The following is a 20,897-nucleotide window of genomic DNA, read 5'->3' on the forward strand; positions in this document are numbered from 1 at the left end:
CCGTCTCGTCTCGGGTGAACCGAAGTGGAGACCGAGATGCGTACCTGGTTCATCACCGGCGCCAGTCGCGGCCTGGGCCGCGCCTTCGTCGACGCCGCGCTCGACCGCGGTGACCGGGTGGTCGCCGCCGCCCGGACCATCGCCCAGGACGACTTCGACGAGCGGCACAGCGACCGGCTGCTGGCCCTGACCCTTGACGTGACCGACCGGGCCGCGGTCATCGCCGCCGTGGACACCGCCGTCGAGCACTTCGGACGGCTCGACATCGTCGTCAACAACGCCGGCACCCTGTCCATGGGCATGGTCGAAGAGTTCACCGAGGCCGAGGCGCGTTCCCAGTTCGAGGTCAACCTCTTCGGCGCGCTCTGGGTCAGCCAGGCCGTGCTGCCGCACCTACGTGCCCAACGGTCCGGCCACATCGTGCAGGTCTCCAGCATCGCCGCCCTCGGCGGGTATCCGAGCACCGGCCTGTACAGCGCGAGCAAGTTCGCCCTGGAGGGCATGAGTGAGGCGTTGGCGATGGAGGCGGCGGCCTTCGACATCAAGCTCAGCATCGTGCAGCCGGGCGGGTACTGGACCGACCTCTACACAAGCGTGCGCGCCACCACCCCGATGGACGCCTACGCGCCGCTGCGCGCCGAGTTGGAGCGGCAGTGGTCGGAAGGCTCGATCGACAGCGAACCCCGGCTCGCCGCCGAGGCGCTGCTGCACCTGGTCGACAGCGACGACCCGCCGCTGCGGCTCCTGCTCGGCAGCATGGTGTACGACCTGGCGTTCGACATCTGCCGCCGGCGGATGGACACCTGGGCGAGCTGGGAGCAGGTCAGTCGAGCCGCCGAGCATGCCGTCGCGGCCCCCGAGGCGCACTGACGGCGTATCGCCACGGGTGCGGGGTGCCGCGTTCTAGGCTCCGAGATATGGCGGCGGCGTGCCCATTTCGAATTGGCACACACAAGTCCGGGCAGTGCGTTCACCCATGATTTCTCCTCGCGAGGCGCAAACCTAGACGGAGAGGAAACACGCATGGCTGTCAAAACCAAGACTCGTCCGGGCACCACGGAGATTCGGCCGTTCTCGGTCGACATTCCCCAGGCCGACCTCGATGACCTGAAGAGGCGCATCAAGGCCACCCGTTGGCCGGACAAGGAAACGGTGGACGACCAGTCGCAGGGCGTGCCACTCGCGACGATCCAGGCCGTCGCCCGCTATTGGGAGAATGAGTACGACTGGCGCAAGGTCGAGGCACGGCTGAATGCGGTGCCGCAGTTCATGACGACCATCGACGGGGTGGACATCCACTTCATCCACGTGCGCTCGAAGCACGAGGACGCGCTGCCGCTCATCGTCACCCACGGGTGGCCCGGCTCGATCATCGAGCAGTTGAAGATCATTGAGCCGCTCACCGACCCCACCGCGCACGGCGGGAGCGCCTCGGACGCCTTCCACCTGGTGATCCCGTCGCTGCCCGGTCACGGATTCTCGGGCAAGCCGACCGCGTCGGGCTGGAACCCGCAGAAGATCGCGACCGCCTGGACGGAGCTGATGCAGCGTCTCGGCTACACCCGGTTCGTCGCGCAGGGCGGCGACTGGGGTGCGGTCATCGTGGATCAGATGGGCATCCAGGCACCTGCGGAGTTGCTCGGCATCCACACCAACATGCCCGGTGCGGTCCCACCGGAGATCGACCTGTTGTTCCAGGGCGACACCACTGGCGCGAACAACGCCATGGGCTCGCTGCCATCCGGTCTCTCCGCCGATGAGATGCGTGCTGCCGAGGAGGTCAACTTCGTCTGGAAACACGTCGCGTACGCCCTCATGATGGCGACGCGTCCGCAGACGCTGACCGGGCTGGCGGATTCCCCGGTCGGCCTGGCGTCCTTCCTGCTCGACCACGACGCGAAGAGCCTGGCCCTGATCGCGCAGGTCTTCGACGGGGCCAAGGCGGGCCTCACCCGCGACGACATCCTGGACAACATCTCGCTCTACTGGCTGACGAACACCGCGGTCTCCGCGTCCCGCCTGTACGCGGAGAACAAGCTGTCGTTCTTCGCCGCCAAGGGCGTGAACGTCCCGGTCGCCGTGAGCGTCTTCCCCGACGAGTTGTACGAGGCGCCGCAGAGTTGGGCCGAGCAGGCGTACTCCAACCTCATCTACTACAACAAGCTCGACGTGGGCGGGCACTTCGCGGCCTGGGAACAGCCGAAGATCTTCTCCGAAGAGCTTCGCACCGCCTTCCGGTCGCTTCGCTAGATGGCCGTGCACCTGCCCCCGCTGACCGGGGCGGCCGAGTGGCTCAACTCCGAGCCACTCGGCCCCGCCGACCTGGGTGGGCGCGTCGTCCTGGTGAACTTCTGGACGCTTACCTGCATCAACTGGCTGCGTCAGGAGCCGTACGTGCGTGCCTGGTCGCAGGCGTACCGCGACGACGGGCTGGTAGTCGTCGGTGTCCACACGCCGGAGTTCGGGTTCGAGCACGAGATTGACTGGGTGCGGCGGGCGGTCGCGGCCCGCTCGATCGACTACCCGGTCGCGGTCGACAACGACTACGCGATCTGGAGCGCGTTCGACAACCACTACTGGCCGGCGCTCTACTTCGTCGACACCTTGGGGGTCATCCGCGACGAGCACTTCGGCGAGGGACGCTACGAGCAGTCCGAGCGGGTGCTCCAGCAACTGCTCGGCATCGAGCGCGACCCCGTACCCGTCAAGGGGGTCGGCCCGGAGGCGGAGGCCGACTGGACCAACCTGCGTACGCCCGAGACGTACCTCGGTTTCAGTCGGGGCGAACACTTCGCGTCGCCGAACGGCGCCGCGCTCGACGAACGTCGCGTCTACCAGGTGCCGGAGCGCCTGGGCGTCAACCAGTGGGCCCTGGCGGGGGAGTGGACGATCGGGTCGGCGAACGTCGTGCTCGACCAGGCCGGCGGTGGTATCGCCTTTCGGTTCCACGCCCGCGACGCGCATCTCGTGCTGGCCCCCGGGGCGGGAGCACCGATCCCGTTCCGCGTGCTGCTCGACGGCGCGGCGCCCGGCCCGTCGCACGGCGTCGACGTCGACGAGGACGGCAACGGCGTACTCCAGGACGGCCGCCTCTACCAGCTCATCCGCCAGGACGGCGCGGTCGGTGAGCGGACCGTGGAGATCACGTTCGGCGAGCCCGGCGCCGAGGCGTACGCCTTCACCTTCGGATAACGCGCAGATCGACCGTGCTCACCGTGCCCGAGACCGGTGAGATGCTGCGCACCTGATCGCCGGGACGTAGGCGGGCGTCGGTCGCGTACCGGTCGGTGAGTGCCTTCTCCGCGGCCTCGTCGCCGTCGTCGGCGGCGAGTAGCAGGGCGGCGATCTCGTCGACGAGCGTGAGGTCGGCGTCGGCGAAGTCGTCGGTCATCGCGCCGAAGCCGTCCCACAGCAGCAGTTCGTCCTTCTGCCGGTGGGCGAGTTCCTGCAGGACATAGTCGTAGATGAACCAGGCGCCCCCGATCGGCGATTCCGGGGCCACGCCGTAGACGTCGGGGTCGATCGCCCCGGCCCGGTACGCCGACCACACCCGTGCGGCCGAGTCGAAGAGCCCCGCCGCCGGGTCGATGTCGTAGCCGTCGAACCGCCAGTCGCCGGCCGGGTCGATCTCCGGGTCGGCCCAGACCCAGCGTTCGCCGTTCCAGTGCTCGACCAACACATGGTCGTGGTGCCAGCCGGGCGTGAAGTAGGAGGCGAAGCCGATCCGGCTGCGGCTGGGGATGCCGTGCTGACGGAGCACCGCCACCGAGAGCAGCGAGTGGTCCCGGCAGCAGCCGGCCACCCGTTCGACGGCAGGGCGCTCGGCGCTCAGCGGCAGGGGAAAGCGGGACTGGTCCGTGTCGAGGATGCGGTCCACCCAGCGGCAGTTGACCTCGTCGAGCCGGTCGGTGGGCAGCTCGACGCCCCCGGCGCGGTAGTGGACGATCACGTTGCGGGCGGTCGCGGCCACGGTGGCGAAGTCGGCGGGCACATCATCGAGCAGTGTGGCGTGCCGGCCGGGGTCGCTGTAGGGGGAGTGTTCGCGGTAGTCATCGAGGTCCATGAGGCCAGTCTCCGGCCCGCCACCGTGTCAGGGTCAAGGCGCTTTTCCCGATAGTGTCGACTGCTGTGACAACGCCTGAGATCACCATCGCCACCCCAGCAGACCGCTCTGCGGTGGTCGGTTCGCTGGTCGCAGCGTTCGTCAAGGATCCGATCCTGCGGTGCCTCTTCCCGGACGAGGAGACCTATCCGCGGTACGCGGCCGCCTTCTTCGGGCACCTCTTCGACAAGCGGGTGCACCAGTCGTCGATCTGGACGATCGGCGGGGGCGCGTCGGTCGCCATCTGGGAGCCACCGGCGGGGTCGCTGACCGGGTCACCGGAGGGCGGGCTGGCGGCTCACTACCCCGCCGACGTGCTGGCCCGGGTTCAGCGCTACGACGACGCCGTGCACGCCGCCCTGCCGACGTTCCCGTTCTGGTACCTCGGCGTCCTGGGCACCCACCCGGACAGCGCCGGACGCGGTTGGGGCCGTGCCGTCATGCGGGCCGGGCTAGTCCGTGCCGCCGCCGACGGACTGCCGGCGATCCTGGAGACCAGCAACCCGGCCAACGTCGAGCTGTACCGCCGCGCCGGTTGGGAGGTGGCGGGCTTCCTGTCGGAGCCCGTGCCCACCTGGATCATGCAGCAGCCGCCGCGCTGAACACGCTGATGCGCTCACCTGAGGGTGAGCGGGACCGGTTGCCCTTGGCGTATCTCGAGGACCGGTCGCTTGCCCAGCGGTTGGGCCAGATTGAGGGTCGCGCTACGCGGAGAGCCCGCAAGGGAGCACACTTCGCCGCTGTTGTGGTGCTGCGCGATGACGATGACCACGCGTTCGCGTCGGTGTCGCAACCAGCGAGCATCGCCGCCGCCGCAACCCCGACGACCCAGTGCCATCGCACCATCGAAGACCCCTTTTCCCGGCAGAGTGACCGCCAGGCTAGAAAACGACGATAGGTGCGGCCCCACCCGACCGATGCGGGCATCGGATGTCGGGAGGGCCACCACCCCTGCGACCTAACGTCGGTGCTCGAAAGGGAAGGAGATCCGAGTGCTGGATCGGCTCAACGAGGCCATGGCGTACATCGAGCGGCACCTCGACCAGAAGATCGAGGTGGCCGAGCTGGCGCGGATCGCGCTGACGTCGGAGTACCACTTCCGGCGGCTGTTCTCCGCACTGGCCGGCATGCCGTTGTCGGAGTACATCCGGCGGCGTCGGCTGACCGTCGCCGGTGCGGACGTACTGGCGGGCGAGCGGACGTTGCTCGACGTCGCGGTGCACTACGGCTACGGGTCGGCGGAGGCATTCGCCCGGGCGTTCCAGGCCGTGCACGGCGTGGGGCCAGGAGTTGCTCGGCGTACGGGGGCAGCGCTGCGTGCCCAGCCCCGGATGTCCTTCCGACTCACCGTCGAAGGGAGCGGCAGCATGGAGTACCGAATAGTCGACAAGGACGCGTTCGCGTTGGTGGGGCGCAAGGCCCGGGTCCCGCTGGTGCACGAGGGGATGAACCCGGCGATCGTCGCGTTCATCCGGAGCATCGACAAGGAGACGACCGGGCGGATCGAGGCGCTCTCCGATCAGGAGCCGAAGGGGATCGTCAACGTCAGTGACAACCTCGCCGACAGTCGGCAGGAGGGCACCGAGCTGGACTACTGGCACGGTGTGGTGACCGGTGCCGCGCCGCCGGAGGACCTGGACGCGCTGCCGGTACAGGCCGGGTCGTGGGCGGTGTTCACCAGCTCCGGTGCGTTTCCGCAGGCGGTGCAGTACCTGTGGCGTGACGTGTTCACCCAGTGGTTTCCGTCCAACCCGTACCGCAGCCGACCTGGACCGGAGATCTCCCGGGTGCGGGTGTCCGCGGACGGCACCGAGGCGGACGCCGAGCTGTGGATCCCCGTCGAACGGGTACCCACCCCTATGTAGAGTTCCGATATAGTGGCGGGATGCGGATCACCATTCCGGTCGCGAAGGTGCTCGCGGCGCTGCTCGCCGAGCCCGACGAGCAGCGCTACGGGCTGGACCTGATGCGGTTGACCGGCCTGCCCAGCGGCACGCTCTACCCGGTGCTGCACCGGTTGCAGGGTGCCGGCTGGCTGACCGCCGACTGGGAGGCGATCGACCCGGTCACGGCCGGTCGGCCGGCTCGTCGCTACTACTGCCTGACGGCTGTCGGGGTGGCGCAGGCCCGCCAGGCGCTCGCCGACCTGCGGGCCGCGATCCCCGACGGTCGTCCCTCGTGGGGCGGCACCGAGCCCACCGGGGCACCGGCGTGGTGACCCGCCGGGCCGCCGAACTGCTGTTGGCGTTGGCCGCGCGCCGCTGGCCGATCGAGGTTCGCGACGATCTGCGCCGCGAGTGGGCCGCCGAGCTGCACGTCCTCGCCGAGAGTGGTCACCGGACGAAGATGCTCGGCTTCGCGGTGAGCCTGGCCGTCAGCCGGGCCGGCGCCCCGATCGTCGACCGCACCCTGATGCGCGGTCGAGCCGGCCGCACCGTCGCCGCACTACTGCTGTCCCCGATCGCCTGCGTCGGGATCGTGCTCGTCAGCGCGTTCGCTCTCAACCCGATCGAGCGCATAGTGGCCGAGAGCTGGTCGGAGCGGGCGCAGAAGCCGATCTGGACGGCGCTCACCCTCGGCTTGGCGGTGTTGCTGGCGGTGCTCGCCGCACGTTGGGCCCGGCACACCGCACTCGACGGCCCGCTGCGCATCGCGCTCGGCGTGGTGCTTCCCATCGGCGCGGTCGCGGTCGTGTTCCTCTCTGCCATCTCCCCGGACGACATGGTCACCTTCGTACCCGGGCTGCTGCTCTGGTTGGTCGGCCTGACGCTGGCCCTCTGGGCCGCCGCGCGCCTCGCCTCCCGCAATCGCCTCCGTGCGGCCTGGTGGGTGGGCGTCCTCGGCGCACTCGCCGCCGCCGACCTCGCGGTGATTCTCGCTGTCGTTGACGTCATCGGGGCGGGCGGTCGAGCCGGCCCGGTCAGCGGTCCGACGCCTCTGGACGGCGTCGACCAGATCTCCGCGCCGCTGTGGCTCCTCGTCGCCTGGACGGACTGGAACGTGGGCTTACCCCGGCCCACCATCCCATGGGAGATCTTCCACATCATCACCAACGAGGTGCTGGCGGAACCCATGCTCTACCTGGCCTGCATGCCGTACGCGCTCGCGTACACCATCCGGGCGGCCCGGTCCGCGCCCGCCGCGCCGGTCGTCCTCGCCGAGACGCCGACCCTGGTGTGAGCCTCAGTCGGGTACGTCGTCCCAGGTCGTGCCCGGCTCCAGATAACCGGTCAACGTGTTCTCGCGTAGCGCGTAGGCGATGACCAGCAGGGCGTGCTTGTCCAACTCAGGCAGCCGATCCAACGGAAACCACCGCACGTCCAGCGACTCGTCGTCGTTGACCCGGGCGGTGCCGGCCACCACCCGGCACAGGAACCCCAGGTTGAGGTATTCGCAGCGGTCCCCATTCGGGTACGTGTGCGGGTGCGAGACGGCGCTGGACATGCGCACCGGCACGACGTCCAGACCGGTCTCCTCGCGTACCTCGCGGACCAGCGCGGTGGCCGGCTGCTCGCCTGGCTCGACGAAACCGCTGATCACCGACCAGCGCCCGTCGTCGGCGCGCTGGCCGAGCAGCAGCTCACCGGCGTCGTTGCGGACGACAGCGCTGACGCTCGGCAGCCAGAGAAGGTCGTTGCCGACGTGCTTGCGCAACCCCACGATGTAGTCCGGTATCGCCATCCGGCGATCATAGATGTGCCCACAGCGAGGCTCACCTGCGCATCTTCTGGTGTTCCAGTCCCACGCGTTTCGCCATTTCGGCCCGACGATCGCAATGCATATCTACTGTGGAGATCGTCGGCGACTTGTGCGATCCGGTGGCGGCCGGCCGGTTCGCGGTGCACAGTGATTCCCATGAGCGACAGCGGACGTGGTGGGCAGTACTACTGGTGCACCCGGCATCACCGGGTCGAGACGGACGCCGACGTGTGTCCGGCGAAGCACGTCCTCGGCCCGTACGACTCGGCGGCCGACGCGGAGAACGCCCTGCAACGAGTGCAGGAGCGGAACGAGGCGTGGGATGCCGAGGATGCTCGTTGGGCTGGGGAGGACAAGTAGGCGGCGCGGGACGGCTCGCGCCGAGGCATTTCGTGCTCCGCGAGGACGCACGCGAGAGCACGTCCCCAAGGAGGGAACCACGATGGCCGAGACACAGCAGGCCACCACCCGCCCGGCCGCCCGACGCACCACCGCGAAGAAGACCGCCGCGGCGGAGCGGAACACTGCGGCGAGCCGGACCACCCCCGTGCGCAAGTCCACCGCGGCTGCCGCGAAGGCACCGGCCCGCAAGGCCGCCGGCGGGGCGGGTCGCGCCCCGGCCAAGAAGACCACCACGGCGGCGAAGAAGGCCCCCGCGAAGAAGGCCACGACCAAGACCACCGCCGCAGCCAAGAAGGCGCCGACGAAGAAGACCACCACCCGGACGACAACCGCCACCGCGAAGCGGGCCCCGGCGTCCGCGACCCGCAAGACCACCACCGCCGCCGCGAAGAAGACCACGGGTACGGCGAAGAAGACCACAAGCGCCGCCAAGAAGACCGTGAGCGCGGCGAAGAAGACCACCGCCTCGGCTGCGCGTAAGACCACCGCCTCGGCGGCCAAGAAGACCACCGCCGCGGTGAAGGCTCCGGCGCGTAAGACCGCCACCGCGACGAAGGCCCCGGCGCGTAAGGCCGCGACCAAGGCGTCGGCCGCCAAGAAGACAGCGGCGAAGACGACAGCGGCGAAGACGACAGCGGCGAAGAAGACGGTAGCGGCGAAGAAGACCGCGTCCACCCGCCCCAGCGGCGGTGCCCGCAAGGCTGCGGCCAAGAAGGCCCCGGCCGCGAAGGCGACGGGCACCTCGTCGACCACCGCCCGCAAGGCGGCGGCGAAGAAGGCCCCGGCGAAGAAGACCGTCGCGGCCAAGGCTCCGGCCCGCAAGGTGACCGCCCGCAAGTCGCCGGCCAGCCCGGCCGCCGCACGAGCCACCGCCCCAAGGAGCACGCGCAGCGCCGCCCGAAAGGCGACCGGCTGAGAGCGGGCCACCCCTCGCCGGGCGGATTTCTCGGCCGGTCACCGGAAGCGGATCACCCGTGGCGCTGTCAGGATTGAACCGTGGTCATCCGACGCGTACTCGCGCCCCGCATCGACTTCGGCGCGTTGCGCCGCGAGCTCGGCCTGCCCGAGGACTTCCCGGCCGACGCCCAGCGTGAGGCGGACGAGGCGGCTGCGGCACCGCCGCAGCCGCCCGTCGACCGTACCGACATACCGTTCGTCACGGTCGACCCCGCCACCTCCCGCGACCTGGACCAGGCGATGCACCTCGCCCGCCGCCCGGGTGGGGGCTACCGGGTGCGGTACGCGATCGCCGACGTCGCCGCGCACGTCACCCCGGGTGGCGCGTTGGAGGCGGAGACCTGGCGGCGGGGGCAGACCATCTACCTTCCCGACGGAAACGTGCCGCTGCACCCGCGCACCCTCAGCGAGGGTGCCGCCAGCCTGCTGCCCGACGATGACCGGGCCGCGGTGGTCTGGACCATCGACCTGGACGCCGACGGCGGCACCGTGGCCGTCGAGCTGGAACGTGCCCTGGTCCGCAGCCGGGCCAAACTCGACTACACCGGGGTGCAGGCGGCAGCCGACGCCGGGCGGCTCCCCGACCCGATCGCGTTGCTACCGGAGATCGGCGACCGACTGACCGCGCGCGGGTTGCGGCGCGGCGCCATCAACCTGCCGTTGCCCGAGCAGGATCTGGAGCCCGACGGTGAGGGTTGGCGGCTGGTGCTGCGGGCCCCGGCGACCATGGAAGAGCACAACGCGCAGATCTCCCTGCTGACCGGGATGGCCGCCGCCGACATCATGCTGGCCGGGCGGGTCGGCCTGCTGCGGACCATGCCGGCACCGAAACCGGAGGCGGTGCAGCGGCTCCGTGCCGCCGCCGCGCCGCTGGGCGTGCACTGGCCGGACGACGCGGGCCCGGGTCAGGTCATCGCTGGTCTGGACGCCGCCCAGCCGCGCGCCGCCGCGTTCATCGACCAAGCGGCCGAGCTGATGCGCGGCGCCGCGTACACCGCCTTCGACGGGGAGCTGCCGGAGCAGCCGGAGCATGGTGGCGTGGCTGCCGCGTACGCCCATGTGACGGCACCGTTGCGGCGCCTGGCCGACCGGTACGCCACCGAGGTCTGCCTGGCCCTGCACGCGGGCCAGGCGGTGCCCGACTGGGCCCGCGCCGCGCTGCCCCGACTGCCCGAGGTGATGGCGAGCACCGACCGGACCGCCTCGGCTGCCGCTCGTGGTGCCGTCGAGCTGGCCGAGGCAGCGGTGCTGGAGCACCGGGTGGGCGAGAGCTTCGATGCCGCCGTCCTCGACGTCGACGCCCCGCCCAACGGCAAGTCCCGGCCCCGACCACCCGGCGGCACCGTCGCGCTGGACGCCCCACCGGTACGTGCCCGCTGCCTCGGCCAACTGCCGCTCGGCGAACGGGTCCGGGTCCGCCTGGTCACCGCCGACCCGGCGGCCCGGACCGTCCTGTTCGAGCTGGCCTGACCGGGCTGCCCTGCCAAGCGGGGCGGTCTGCGCCGGCACGGGCAGCGGGGATTCTCACAGCGCTCGGCGCTGCTGCCGGGCCGAGCGGTTTGCGAGGATGAGGTCATGGCATACGACGCGAGCACGCTGCCCGACGTGTCCGGGCTGACGGTCGGCATCATCGGTGGCACCGGCGACCAGGGGCGGGGCCTCGCCTACCGGTTCGCGCGGGCCGGTCAGACGGTGCTGATTGGATCCCGGTCGGCCGAGCGGGCCGCCGAGTCCGCGGCCGAGATCGCCGCCCTGCCCGGCGTGCCGGCCAGCGGCAGCGTCACCGGCGCGACCAACGACGAGGTGGCGCGACGAAGCGACGTGGTCATCATCGCGGTGCCGTGGGACGGGCACGCCGCCACCGTCGCCGCCCTCGCCGAGCCGCTCGCCGGCCGGATCGTCGTCGACTGCGTCAACCCGCTCGGCTTCGACAAGCAGGGCCCGTACGCGCTGACCGTCGCCGAGGGCAGCGCCGTGCAGCAGGCCGCCGCGTTGCTGCCCGACTCCCGGGTGTGCGCGGCGTTCAACCACGTCAGTGCTCCGCTGCTGGCCGACCCCGAGGTCGACCGGATCGACCTGGACGTGCTGATCTGCACCGAGGACCGCGAGCTGGTCGACGTGGTCGGTGCGCTCGCCGCCCGGATCCCCGGCATGCGGGGCATCTACGCCGGCCGGTTGCGCAACGCCCACCAGATCGAGGCGTTCACCGCCAACCTGATCGCCATCAACAAGCGCTACAAGGCACACGCCGGCATCCGCGTCACCGACCTCTAGGCGGACGTGCCCACGCCCAGGGGCCGGCGAATCCGCCGGCTGACACGTACGGTCGGGCCATGAGCACCGACGACGGTGTGCGGGTCTGGCTCCGCCGGCAAGGAGCTGAGCGGATCGCGCACCCCGGGGGCAACCTGTACGCCCACCTGTGCCGAGTCAGTGAACGACTCGCGCTGCTTGGCTGCGGCAGTGACGTGCAGGCCGCGGGCCTGACCCATGCCGTCTACGGCACCGACGGGTTCGACCTCGCCCTGCTTGATCGGGCCGATCGTGCGGTGCTCCGGGATCTCGTTGGTGCCGACGCCGAGGAGCTTGTCTATCTCTACGGTGCCTGTGACCGTGGCCGCAGCTGGCGGGAGCTGGCACAGACCGGCCAGGTCTTCGACCGCTTCGTAGGTCAGGTGAGAACGCCGGATGCGGCTCACCTTCGGTCACTCATGGACCTGAGCATCGTCAACGAACTGGACGTCATCGAGCACGATCCCGCGGTGGCGGACCGGTACGGCGCCTACTTCCGGGACCTGTTCGCCTCCTGGGTGTCACTGGCCTCCGAGCAGGTCATCCGCGATGCGCAGCGGGTCTTGCGGCCGTGACACCCGAACCATCGGCAGGGCCACGTTCGTCGGCACGCACCCCCGGTCGCCTACTGGTGCGCGCCGTCTACCCCGGCAGCTTTGATCCCTTCACTCCTGGGCATGTGAATGTGGTGAAGCGGGCACGTGCCCTCTTCGATGAAGTGGTGGTGCTTGTCGCGGTCAACAGCGTCAAGCATCCGGACACCGACGAGGAGGAGCGCGCGGCCGCCGTCCGGGCCATTCTGCCGGTCGACTGGACCTCCGTCACCGTCGTGGCCTGGAGCGGGTTGACCTCCACCTACTGCCGACGCCATGACGTGGGAGTGATCGTCCGCGGCGTACGTAACACCACCGACCTTCAGGCCGAATACCAGCTCGCCGCGATGAACCAGTCGCTGGGCGTCCCCACGGTATTCCTGCCTGCGCAGGCCGACCTGGCCGCGGTGTCGTCGACTGCGGTGCGCGCGCTGAGGACGTGACCTTCGTCCACCCGGCCGCAGACCGCCGGACAGGGGAGAACCCTCACCGGCCACAGCGTGCGGTCATCGGTTGCTGAGTCCGGCCTTCATCGTCGAGGTCGGCCTCCATCGCCGTAGGGGCAGGACGGGTGGTCGGTGACCGCGGCACCTTGCTGCTCGACGCTGGCCCGGCGTGACCGGGCCGTCCCGGTGAACGCTGCACCGGTCTGACCAGGAGGAATGGTCGCCCCCGACGTGCTCACGTTCGTCGGTGGTAGTGGTTGCGGCGGGGGAGTTGTGTGGGGTCGAGCCAGGCGGGCGGGATGAACTCAGGGTGGCCGTCTCCGCCGAGTCGCACGGTCCAGTCGCTGTGGTGGAGGTGTCGGTGATGGTGGCCGCAGAGCAGCACCGCGTTGTCGAGGCTGGTCGGGCCGCCGTCGGCCCAGTGCCGGATGTGGTGGGCGTCGCACCAGCGGGGCGGACGGTCGCAGCCCGGGAACGCGCAGCCGCGATCGCGCAGGACGAGGGCGCGGCGGAGGGGCCCGGTGATGAGGCGTCGTTGCCGGCCGACGTCGAGTGGTTGGCCTGCGCCACCGAGGATGGCGGGGAGGACGGAGGCGTCGCAGGCGAGGCGGCGCACGGTGTCGGGGGTGAGCTGCAGGCCGGTGTCGAGGGCACCGCTGCCCAGCTGTCGGGTCAGCTCGTCGTAGCTCGTGGTGACGACGACCTGGGCGACGTCACCGCCGTGCTCGGGTAGGTCGCCGGTGCGCAGGGCGATTCGGCAGACGTCGGCAAGGGCGTCGTGGCGACGTTGGCCCGGGGTGCGGGTGTCGTCCGGGCCGGACGGTGCTGTCAGCGGGTCGATGGCGGCGCGGAGCGCGGCGGCGGCTTCGGTGTCGAGGATGCCGGTGAGTCGGAGTCGCCCGTCGGGCTGTTCGTTGAAGGTGACGTGCCGGTCGCGTGCGGCCCGCGACTCGGCCGCCCGCAGCGCGGCGTCGGCGGCAGCGTCGGCAACCTCGGGGGCGACGTGGTCGAGGATGCGGGTGCCGAGTTTGCGCAGCAGGCTGGCGTCGAACTGGGCTGCCCAGTCGACGAGGACGCCGACGGCCTTGTCAGCCGCTTCAGGCCCCGCGGTGGCGTGCACGGTGGTGACGGTGTCGGCGATGACACGGACCTGCTCCACGTCGACCGCCCCGCCGGTCAACGCATCGCGCACCCCGGGCGGCGCGGTGTCGAGGGTCGCGGCAAGCTCGACCAGGCGGCGGGCGGCACCGACCCCGAGACGTAACCGGTCGCGCAGCCACACTGCCGTCGAGGATGCGCCCTGCGCGGTCGCGGTGCCGCGGCCGTCCACCTCGCGTACCAGGGTCAGTTTGACCGCCGCGAGGCGTTGCTCAAGGCGGTGTGCGACGTGGAGCGCGGTGATCAGGTCATGCTCGGTGAGGGCCCAAGGGGCGGCACTGGTGCAGGCGGCGACCGCGTCGTCTGCCAGCGCCAACTCCTCAACCATGACCCGACACTAGAACAGGCGTACGACACTTTCAGTGGCCGAGATCGATTGATCCGCCGACGATCTCGGCTGGTTGGTAGGGCTCGCCGGCGTGATCCACTCCGGTTCAGTGATATCGGGGTGTCTCGGTGTCAGGGACACCCGGACTTCGGCAACACCGAGTGGATCACGCCGTGTGATCAGGCCGCTGTCCGGACTAGAAGGTGTGTTCGGCGGCGGGGAATTCGCCGCCGCGCACCTCGTCAGCGAAGCGGCGGGTGGCGTCGGTGAGGGCGCCGGCCAGGTCCGCGTACCGCTTGACGAAGCGTGGCGCCTTGCCCGTCCGTAGCCCGGCCATGTCCTGCCAGACCAGCACCTGCGCGTCGGTGTCCGGGCCCGCGCCGATGCCCACCGTGGGGATCGGCAGTTCGTGGGTGATCCGCTTGGCGACCTCACCGGGCACCATCTCCAGCACCACCGCGAACGCACCCGCCTCGGTCACCGCCCGCGCATCGGCGAGCACCTCCTCGGCGGCGTCGCCTCGGCCCTGCACGCGGTAGCCGCCCAGGGTGTGCTCGCTCTGCGGCGTGAAGCCGATGTGCGCCATCACCGGGATGCCGGCGCCGACGATCGCGGCGATCTGCGCGGCGTTGCGGCGGCCACCCTCCAACTTCACCGCGTGACAGCCGCCCTCCTTCATGAACCGGACGGCGGTACGCAGCGCCTGCGCCGGACCCTCCTCGTACGAGCCGAACGGCAGGTCACCGACGATCAGCGCCTGCCGGGTCGCCCGCACCACGGCCCGTACCAACGGAAGCAGCTCGTCGGCGGTGATCGGCAGAGTCGTCTCGTAGCCGAACACGTTGTTCGCGGCCGAGTCGCCGACCAGCAGCACCGGAACACCGGCCTGGTCGAAGATCGACGCCGTGTACTGGTCGTACGAGGTGAGCATCGGCCACCGCTCGCCACGCTCCTTGGCGGCCATCAGGTCGCGGGTGCGGACCCGTCGAGTGGCCGGGCCGCCGTACAACGCGGTCACCTCGTTCGGAGTGGACTCCACCATTTCTGTCTCCCTTCCTCGAGGCCGCCTGCGCGGTCCCCGGGTGCTGTCGCGATCGTCGCACCGCGGGACGGGGTGACGGCAGGGATCAGTGCAAGATGTCACTCCGCCAGCACGCGGCGGCCGCGCCGCGAGGGCACCGCGCGGCGGTGCCGGGCCGCGTCACCAACCCGGCACCCCCAGGTGTACGGCTCAGCCGTGCTCGCGCCACCGGTTGGTGATCGGCAGCCGGCGGTCCCGGCCGAACGCCTTCATGGAGATCTTCGTGCCCGGCGCCGACTGCCGTCGCTTGTACTCGGCGGTATCCACCAGCCGCAGCACCTTGTCCACCACCGCCGGGTCGTGACCCGACTCGACCAGCCCGTCGCGGCCGAGGTCACCGTCGACGTAGCCGATCAGGATCGGGTCCAGGACGTCGTACTCGGGAAGGTTGTCGCTGTCGAGTTGCCCCGGGCTCAGCTCGGCGCTCGGCGGCTTGCCGATCGAGTTCTCCGGGATCGGAGCGGTCTCACCGCGCCGGGCCGCGTCCGTGTTGCGCCACTTCGCGAGCCGCCAGATCAGCGTCTTCCAGACGTCCTTGACCGGGTTGAAGCCACCCACCGAGTCGCCGTACAGGGTGGAGTAGCCGACCGCCAGCTCGCTCTTGTTGCCGGTGGTCAGCACCAGGTGGCCCTCCTGGTTCGACAGCGCCATCAGGATCACGCCACGGACCCGGGCCTGCAGGTTCTCCACGGCCACGCCCGAGAGCGACAGGTTGGCCAGGAAGCCGTCGACCATCGGCTGGATCGGCTCGACGCGGTAGTCCAGGCCGGTGCGCTTGGCCAGGTCGGCGGCGTCCTCCCGGGAGTGCTCGGAGGAGTGCTGGCTGGGCAGCGACACCCCGACCACCCGCCCCGGCCCCAGGGCGTCGACGGCCAACGCGGCGACCACCGCCGAGTCGATGCCACCGGAGAGACCGAGCACGACCGAGGGGAACCGGTTCTTGTTGACGTAGTCGCGCAGCCCCAGCACCAGCGCCTGCCACACCTCGGCCTCGTCCGCCACCGGCTCGATCAGCCCGCCCGTGGCGGCCGGGCCGGACGGCGCAGACGGAATGCCGTCAAGCGTGCGGTGCACGATCCGCATCCCGTCGGCCACGGTCTCGGGGGACGGCGGGGCACCGGCGGCCGGCAGCTCGACGTCGTGCACGAGCAGGTGTTCGACGAACTGCGGCGCCCGGGTGAGCAGCTCACCGTCGGCGGTCACGATCATCGAGTCGCCCTCGAAGACCAGCTCGTCCTGGCCGCCGATCATGTTGACGTACGCGACGGTGGCGCCCGCCTCGGCGGCCCGGCGGCGGACCAGCGGCAGCCGGATGTCGTCCTTGTTCAGCTCGTACGGCGAGCCGTTGATGTTGACGACCAGGCCGACGCCCGCCCGCCGGGCGGCGGCGAACGGACCGCCGGCCTGCCACAGGTCCTCGCAGATGGTCAGCGCGACGTCCACGTCGCCGATCCGCACCACGGTCAGGGTGTCGCCGGAGACGAAGTACCTGTCCTCGTCGAAGACCCCGTAGTTGGGCAGGTGGTGCTTGAAGTAGCGGGCGGCCACTACGCCCCGGTGCAGCAGCGCGGCGGCGTTGCGGGCACCTCGGCCCGGCTCGGCGTCCCCGCTGACCTGCGGAGGCCCGTCGGCGTCCAGGTAGCCGACCACGACCGGCACCTCGCCGAGGCCGTCGGCGGCCAGGTCGGCGGCCAGCCGCTCGACGGCGGCGCGGGACGCGGCGACGAAGGAGCGCCGGAAGACCAGGTCCTCGACCGGGTACCCGGTCAGCATCATCTCCGGGAAGAGCACCAACTGGGCACCGGCATCGGCGGCCTGGCGAGTCCAGCTGCGGACCAGATCGGCGTTTCCGGCGAGGTCGCCGACGCTCGGGTTGACCTGGGAAAGGGCGAGACGCAGGGTGGGCATGTCCTCATCTTGCCCCAGCCCCCTCGGGAGAATTCGTACCCTCGGACGAGATTGCCGCCACCTGCGGTGGCAGGCGCTCGGCGGACGGGACGTGAGAGGACGGCCGGCGGCAGTTCGCGTAACGTCTGCGTAACCAGGCCCGGGAACACTGGGCGATCAGGCCGGGTGCAGCCCGGCCAAGACGGACAAAGAGTGTCGCGAGGGGTTGGGGAAGTGGACCGTCAGCAGGAGTTCGTCCTCCGCACGCTGGAAGAGCGGGACATCCGGTTCGTCCGTCTGTGGTTCACCGACGTGCTGGGCACGCTCAAGAGCGTTTCGGTGGCCCCTGCCGAGCTGGAGGCTGCCTTCGAAGAGGGCATCGGCTTCGACGGCTCGGCGATCGAGGGCTTCGCCCGGGTCTTCGAATCGGACATGGTGGCCATGCCCGACCCGACCACCTTCCAGGTCTTCCCCTTCGAGGGCGGGGTCAGCGGCGAGAGCGCGCGGATGTTCTGCGACATCCTGCTGCCCGACGGTGGGCCGTCCTGGGCCGACCCCCGGCACGTGCTGCGCCGCGCGCTGTCCAAGGCAGCCGAGAAGGGCTTCACCTTCTACACCCACCCCGAGATCGAGTTCTTCCTGCTGGAGAACGGCCCGCAGGACGGCTCGGTGCCCACCCCGGTCGACACCGGCGGCTACTTCGAGCACACCACCCACGCCGTGGCTCGGGACTTCCGCCGCCAGGGTGTGCTCGCACTGGAACGGATCGGCATCTCGGTGGAGTTCAGCCACCACGAGGTCGCCCCCGGCCAGCAGGAGATCGACCTGCGCTACGCCGACGCGCTGACCACCGCCGACAACATCATGACCTTCCGGCACGTGATCAAGGAGGTGGCGCTCTCCACCGGAGTGCAGGCCAGCTTCATGCCGAAGCCGTTCACCGACCAGCCGGGCAGCGGGATGCACACTCACCTGTCGCTGTTCGAGGGTGAGCGCAACGCCTTCCACGACAACGGCGACCCGATGAAGCTGTCCAAGGTGGCGAAGTCGTTCATCGCCGGCCTGCTGGTGCACGCCCGGGAGTACACGGCGGTCACCAACCAGTGGGTCAACTCGTACAAGCGGCTCTTCCCGCAGGCCCTGCCGGACCGGATCACCGAGAGCCCGGCGTACGTCTGCTGGGGTCACCTCAACCGGTCCGCGCTGGTCCGGGTTCCCGCGTACGGCAAGCCGAACTCGGCCCGGGTCGAGGTCCGCTCACTGGACTCGGCGACCAACCCGTACCTCGCCTTCGCGGTGCTGCTCGGCGCCGGCCTGAAGGGCATCGAGGAGGGGTACGAGCTGCCGCCCGGCGCTGAGGACGACGTCTGGTCGCTGACCAGCGCCGAGCGGCGCGCCATGGGCTACGAGGCGCTGCCGGAGAACCTCGCCGAGGCGATCGACGTGATGGCCGAGTCCGAGCTGGTCGCGGAGGTGCTCGGCGAGCACGTCTTCGACTTCTTCCTGCGCAACAAGCGGGCCGAGTGGGAGCAGTACCGCCGCGAGGTCACCCCGTACGAGCGGCAGCGCTACCTGGCGCTGTAGGCAGGGGCTGACGCGGTTGCGTGCTGCCGCTATCGTCTCGATCACCGCGCCGGTACCCCTCCGGGCGGAGAGTCGGGAGGCAGTCGGTGCTGGAGGATCTGCTCAGCGGTGCCTGGCAGAGCATTGTGTTCGGGATCGTTGGCGTCGGGCTCATGGCGGCCGGCTTCGGGCTCGTCGACCTGCTCACCCCGGGCCGGCTACGGGACCTGATCTGGGTCGAACGCAACGCCAACGCGGGGCTGCTGCTCGCCGCCAACCAACTCGGCATCGCCGGGATCGTCTTCACCGCGATCCTGACCAGCTACAGCGACTTCGGCAAGGGGCTCGCCTCCACCGTGGTCTTCGGGCTGCTCGGGCTGGGCATCATGGCGTTGGCGTTCGTGGTGCTGGACCTGCTCACCCCCGGCAAGCTCGGCGAGGTCATCTGCTCGCCCGAGCCGCACCCGGCCGCCCGGGTCAGCGCCGCCACCCACTTCGGCGCCGCGCTGATCGTCTGCGCCTGCATCGCCTGAGGGCTGGCCTCCGGGCCCGTGATCGACACCGGATCGTTGATGTCGCGGTGTCCGAACGATCCGGACACCGCGACATCATGAAAGCCGAGTGGATCAAGCCTGGGCCGGCCGGGCTGGCCGCCCGGGTATGTCCCGGCTGGCCGGGCCGACCGGGGCTGGCTCGGGCTGGCTAGGGCTGGCCCTGCTGGGTCACTTGCTGGGCGTACCTTCGGGTCCGCCGTGACCGCCCGGCCAGCGGTGGCCGCCGGGGCCGGGGAAGACGCCGGCCTCGACGGCCTTGGTGATGGCGTCGGCCTGCTCCTGGGTGAGCTTGCCGTCCTTGACCGCCTGGTTCAGACGCTCCTTGAGCGCGGCCTGCCGGTCCTCGGCGGACGGCCACTGCGAGCGGTCGAACTGCCGGTGCGGGCGGTCGGTCGGCCGGTGCTGCTCACGAACCTTCTGCAGTGCGGCGGTCACCTTGTCGGTGGGCACGCCCAACTCCTTGGCGAGCGCTTCGGCGAACTCGCCCTGCCGGTCGGCCTTCGTGCCGGGAGCCGTGCCGGGGGCCGGGGCGGTGCTGGCGCTCGGTGTCGGCGTCGGGGTGTCCGCGGCGAACGCGATCGTCGGGGCCGCGATCCCGACGCCGAGGACGCCGGCGGTGGCCAGGCCAGCCAGCAGGTGCTTCCTACGGATGGTGCGGGACATGCTGTCCTCCAGAAGTTCGGTCGTCTTGCCCTGTCGTCACCGACAGTGACCGGGCAGTCTGGGTGCGAGCCGTGGCGAACCTGTCAGCGGGCTGACAATCGAGGCCGGCGGTGGCCGAAATCGGTTGTGTCGACGCTGCCCGACCGGTCAGGGTCGACGATCCGACGACGGGAAGGACACTCGGGATGACCGTCGAGATTCGGGAAATTCCACTCGTTGAGCTGGGCGCCGGGCCGTACGGGATCACGCCTGGCCCGGACGGCGCGCTGTGGCTGACGCTGGCCCATGCCGGCGGGATCGCCCGGTTGTCGCCCGACGGCGCGGTCCGGACCTTTCCGCTGGACTCGCCCGGCGGTCGCCCGCTGATCATCACGGCCGGGCCTGATGACGCGCTCTGGTTCACCTGCTCCGGGGACGACCGGATCGGTCGGATCACCGTCGACGGCGAGCAGCGCACGATCGCCCTTCCGGCCGGCACCGGGCCGGGAGGCATCGCGGTCGGGCCTGATGGCGCGCTCTGGTACGCCGGGATGACCTCCGACACGATCGGTCGGGTGGAGACCGACGGCACCCTCAAGGTGTTTCCGCTGCCGGTGACCGGCGGGTTCGCCTCGATGATCACTGCTGGCGCGGACCAGGCCCTCTGGTTCACCCTCAACCAGGCGAACGCGATCGGCCGGATCGACCTCGACGGCAGGGTGACGCTGCATTCGCTGCCTACCGTGAACGCGGGCCCGGTCGGCATCACCCTCGGCGCTGACGGCGTCATCTGGTTCGTGGAGATCGCCGCCGGCCAGCTCGGTCGGATCGACCCGGACGGCAAGATCGTCGAGTTCCCGCTTCCGGACCGCGCGGCCCGTCCGCACGCGATCGTGGCGGACCCGGCCGGCGGGGCGTGGTTCACCGAGTGGGGTGCCAACCGGATCGGTCATCTCGATCCCACGGGACGCATCGAGGGCTACGCCCTACCCACCCCCAACGCCGAACCGCACGGCATCACCCGCACCCCCACCGGCATCTGGGCCGCCCTGGAAATAGGCGCAATAGCCCACCTAACCCCACCCACCCCCTAACCCCCTGCTCCGGTTGATCAAGAGGTTTGCGTCAGGATCCGCCCCGAAAATGACGCAAACCTCTTGATCACCGGGGGCGGGGTGGGTGGGGGTGGGAGG

Annotated in this window: 22 protein-coding genes; 16 read left to right on the plus strand and 6 right to left on the minus strand. The window is 70.6% G+C overall.

Translation table 11 applies throughout. The features are described 5' to 3' along the window. The first annotated feature begins 36 nt into the window (after nt 1–36). The 3 genes from IF46_RS0114305 (at nt 37) to IF46_RS0114315 (ending at nt 3,192) form a co-directional block, all read left to right on the plus strand. Entirely contained in the window at nt 37–870 is an 834-nt protein-coding gene (locus tag IF46_RS0114305; RefSeq protein ID WP_030488822.1) for an SDR family oxidoreductase, read from the plus strand. Nucleotides 871–1,023: 153 nt separating this feature from the next. Continuing rightward, nucleotides 1,024–2,250 carry an epoxide hydrolase family protein gene (locus IF46_RS0114310; RefSeq protein ID WP_051723907.1) on the plus strand — a complete coding sequence of 409 codons (1,227 nt, stop codon included), beginning with the start codon at nt 1,024–1,026 and terminating at the stop codon, nt 2,248–2,250. Continuing rightward, on the plus strand, nt 2,251–3,192 hold the full coding sequence (locus IF46_RS0114315; protein ID WP_051723908.1) for a redoxin domain-containing protein: 942 nt from the start codon (nt 2,251–2,253) through the stop codon (nt 3,190–3,192). Here IF46_RS0114315 and IF46_RS0114320 read toward each other — a convergent pair. Beyond that, on the minus strand, nt 3,179–4,063 hold the full coding sequence (locus IF46_RS0114320; protein WP_030488825.1) for a transglutaminase domain-containing protein: 885 nt from the start codon (nt 4,061–4,063) through the stop codon (nt 3,179–3,181). The two genes, IF46_RS0114315 and IF46_RS0114320, sit on opposite strands and share 14 nt — an antisense overlap. A gap of 65 nt (nt 4,064–4,128) precedes the next feature. Between IF46_RS0114320 and IF46_RS0114325 the strand changes: the two genes are divergently transcribed. The 4 genes from IF46_RS0114325 to IF46_RS0114340 all read left to right on the plus strand — a co-directional run bounded on the left by IF46_RS0114325 (nt 4,129) and on the right by IF46_RS0114340 (nt 7,282). Next, the gene (locus IF46_RS0114325; RefSeq protein WP_030488826.1) at nt 4,129–4,704 is read left to right on the plus strand and encodes a GNAT family N-acetyltransferase; all 576 of its coding nucleotides are present in this window, start codon (nt 4,129–4,131) and stop codon (nt 4,702–4,704) included. Between the two features lie 390 nt (nt 4,705–5,094). Continuing rightward, nucleotides 5,095–5,967, plus strand: coding sequence for an AraC family transcriptional regulator (locus IF46_RS0114330; protein WP_030488827.1), 873 nt, complete (start codon nt 5,095–5,097; stop codon nt 5,965–5,967). A gap of 20 nt (nt 5,968–5,987) precedes the next feature. Continuing rightward, the gene (locus IF46_RS0114335; RefSeq protein ID WP_030488828.1) at nt 5,988–6,320 is read left to right on the plus strand and encodes a PadR family transcriptional regulator; all 333 of its coding nucleotides are present in this window, start codon (nt 5,988–5,990) and stop codon (nt 6,318–6,320) included. Further along, a complete protein-coding gene (locus tag IF46_RS0114340; RefSeq protein ID WP_232234038.1) occupies nt 6,281–7,282 on the plus strand; it encodes a hypothetical protein in 1,002 nt (333 codons plus the stop codon). The genes IF46_RS0114335 and IF46_RS0114340 overlap by 40 nt, the downstream gene beginning before the upstream one ends. Before the next feature lie 3 nt (nt 7,283–7,285). Here IF46_RS0114340 and IF46_RS0114345 read toward each other — a convergent pair whose 3' ends face one another. Further along, nucleotides 7,286–7,783, minus strand: a complete 498-nt coding sequence (locus tag IF46_RS0114345) for an NUDIX hydrolase (RefSeq protein WP_030488830.1) — start codon at nt 7,781–7,783, stop codon at nt 7,286–7,288. A gap of 174 nt (nt 7,784–7,957) precedes the next feature. Between IF46_RS0114345 and IF46_RS0114350 the strand changes: the two genes are divergently transcribed. The 6 genes from IF46_RS0114350 to coaD all read left to right on the plus strand — a co-directional run bounded on the left by IF46_RS0114350 (nt 7,958) and on the right by coaD (nt 12,488). Beyond that, the gene (locus IF46_RS0114350; protein WP_030488831.1) at nt 7,958–8,161 is read left to right on the plus strand and encodes a hypothetical protein; all 204 of its coding nucleotides are present in this window, start codon (nt 7,958–7,960) and stop codon (nt 8,159–8,161) included. Nucleotides 8,162–8,243: 82 nt separating this feature from the next. Next, nucleotides 8,244–9,119: a histone gene (locus tag IF46_RS35510; RefSeq protein WP_157563023.1), complete on the plus strand. Its 876-nt coding sequence runs from the start codon at nt 8,244–8,246 to the stop codon at nt 9,117–9,119. An 80-nt stretch (nt 9,120–9,199) separates the two neighbouring features. Further along, a complete protein-coding gene (locus tag IF46_RS0114360; RefSeq protein ID WP_030488833.1) occupies nt 9,200–10,630 on the plus strand; it encodes an RNB domain-containing ribonuclease in 1,431 nt (476 codons plus the stop codon). A gap of 105 nt (nt 10,631–10,735) precedes the next feature. Then, a complete protein-coding gene (npdG, locus tag IF46_RS0114365; protein WP_030488834.1) occupies nt 10,736–11,434 on the plus strand; it encodes an NADPH-dependent F420 reductase in 699 nt (232 codons plus the stop codon). Nucleotides 11,435–11,493: 59 nt separating this feature from the next. Continuing rightward, nucleotides 11,494–12,027 carry a DUF6817 domain-containing protein gene (locus IF46_RS0114370; RefSeq protein WP_030488835.1) on the plus strand — a complete coding sequence of 178 codons (534 nt, stop codon included), beginning with the start codon at nt 11,494–11,496 and terminating at the stop codon, nt 12,025–12,027. 56 nt (nt 12,028–12,083) lie between these two features. Beyond that, entirely contained in the window at nt 12,084–12,488 is a 405-nt protein-coding gene (coaD, locus tag IF46_RS0114375; protein ID WP_232234039.1) for a pantetheine-phosphate adenylyltransferase, read from the plus strand. A gap of 238 nt (nt 12,489–12,726) precedes the next feature. Here coaD and IF46_RS0114380 read toward each other — a convergent pair whose 3' ends face one another. The 3 genes from IF46_RS0114380 to IF46_RS0114390 all read right to left on the minus strand — a co-directional run bounded on the left by IF46_RS0114380 (nt 12,727) and on the right by IF46_RS0114390 (nt 16,966). Then, a complete protein-coding gene (locus IF46_RS0114380) occupies nt 12,727–13,977 on the minus strand; it encodes an HNH endonuclease signature motif containing protein (protein ID WP_051723910.1) in 1,251 nt (416 codons plus the stop codon). Between the two features lie 196 nt (nt 13,978–14,173). After that, a complete protein-coding gene (gene panB / locus IF46_RS0114385) occupies nt 14,174–15,019 on the minus strand; it encodes a 3-methyl-2-oxobutanoate hydroxymethyltransferase (RefSeq protein ID WP_030488838.1) in 846 nt (281 codons plus the stop codon). A 189-nt stretch (nt 15,020–15,208) separates the two neighbouring features. Further along, nucleotides 15,209–16,966 carry an NAD+ synthase gene (locus IF46_RS0114390; RefSeq protein ID WP_030488839.1) on the minus strand — a complete coding sequence of 586 codons (1,758 nt, stop codon included), beginning with the start codon at nt 16,964–16,966 and terminating at the stop codon, nt 15,209–15,211. A gap of 213 nt (nt 16,967–17,179) precedes the next feature. Here IF46_RS0114390 and glnA point away from each other — a divergent pair, with 213 nt between their 5' ends. Next, nucleotides 17,180–18,529: a type I glutamate--ammonia ligase gene (gene glnA, locus IF46_RS0114395; protein ID WP_030488840.1), complete on the plus strand. Its 1,350-nt coding sequence runs from the start codon at nt 17,180–17,182 to the stop codon at nt 18,527–18,529. 86 nt (nt 18,530–18,615) lie between these two features. Beyond that, entirely contained in the window at nt 18,616–19,041 is a 426-nt protein-coding gene (locus tag IF46_RS0114400) for a DUF350 domain-containing protein (protein ID WP_030488841.1), read from the plus strand. Nucleotides 19,042–19,230: 189 nt separating this feature from the next. Here the strand turns inward: IF46_RS0114400 and IF46_RS0114405 are convergent, their stop codons facing one another. Then, complete coding sequence (locus IF46_RS0114405; RefSeq protein WP_030488842.1) at nt 19,231–19,725, minus strand: hypothetical protein; 495 nt, start codon at nt 19,723–19,725, stop codon at nt 19,231–19,233. A gap of 185 nt (nt 19,726–19,910) precedes the next feature. On the opposite strand from IF46_RS0114405, the gene IF46_RS0114410 reads away from it, so the two are divergent. After that, nucleotides 19,911–20,798: a virginiamycin B lyase gene (locus IF46_RS0114410; protein ID WP_030488843.1), complete on the plus strand. Its 888-nt coding sequence runs from the start codon at nt 19,911–19,913 to the stop codon at nt 20,796–20,798. Nucleotides 20,799–20,897: the final 99 nt, after the last annotated feature.

This window comes from Micromonospora chokoriensis (assembly GCF_000718555.1).
GTDB lineage: Bacteria > Actinomycetota > Actinomycetes > Mycobacteriales > Micromonosporaceae > Micromonospora > Micromonospora chokoriensis_B.